Source organism: Bifidobacterium xylocopae (genome assembly GCF_003315615.1).
GTDB lineage: Bacteria > Actinomycetota > Actinomycetes > Actinomycetales > Bifidobacteriaceae > Bombiscardovia > Bombiscardovia xylocopae.
The window spans coordinates 1-454 of sequence record NZ_PDCH01000060.1; the positions used below are offsets into that span (position 1 = coordinate 1).

General features: G+C 65.2%; 1 protein-coding gene. It reads right to left on the bottom strand.

The features are described 5' to 3' along the window. On the bottom strand, positions 1-454 hold a 454-nt coding region (locus CRD59_RS07620; RefSeq protein ID WP_201736591.1), incomplete at both ends, for a 4-alpha-glucanotransferase.

The following is a 454-nucleotide window of genomic DNA, read 5'->3' on the forward strand; positions in this document are numbered from 1 at the left end:
CCACTTATAGAATTCGTAGGTGCTGGGGAACTTCCGGCGCAAACCCTCGACCTCCGGCGATTCCCGGCACATGGTCCGCTCCCAACCCATGGAGGCGGGCTTGGTCGAACCCCACTTGTCATAGCATAGGCCCCAGCTGGCGTAGGCGTCCAGCCCCTGGCCATGCAGCGCCTTGTAGCGGTCGAAACCGGCCTGGCGGGCCTGGCTGCGCGGGGCCTTGAAGAGGAGCCAGGGGGCGCGCATCTTGGCCCCCCACATGGCATCGCGGTTGAGGAGTTGGGGGGCCTCGTTCAGGCCCGCCACACTCTCGTGGAGCCTGGCTATCTCCTGACGGGTCTGTTCGTCCAAAGAGGCGTACTCCTCCACGGCTTCCGGCCTAATATAGCAGAAGTTGACGAAGGACCGGGAGGCGGGCAGATAGGGTGAGGGTGTCAGTGGCGGGACAGGCTCGGCC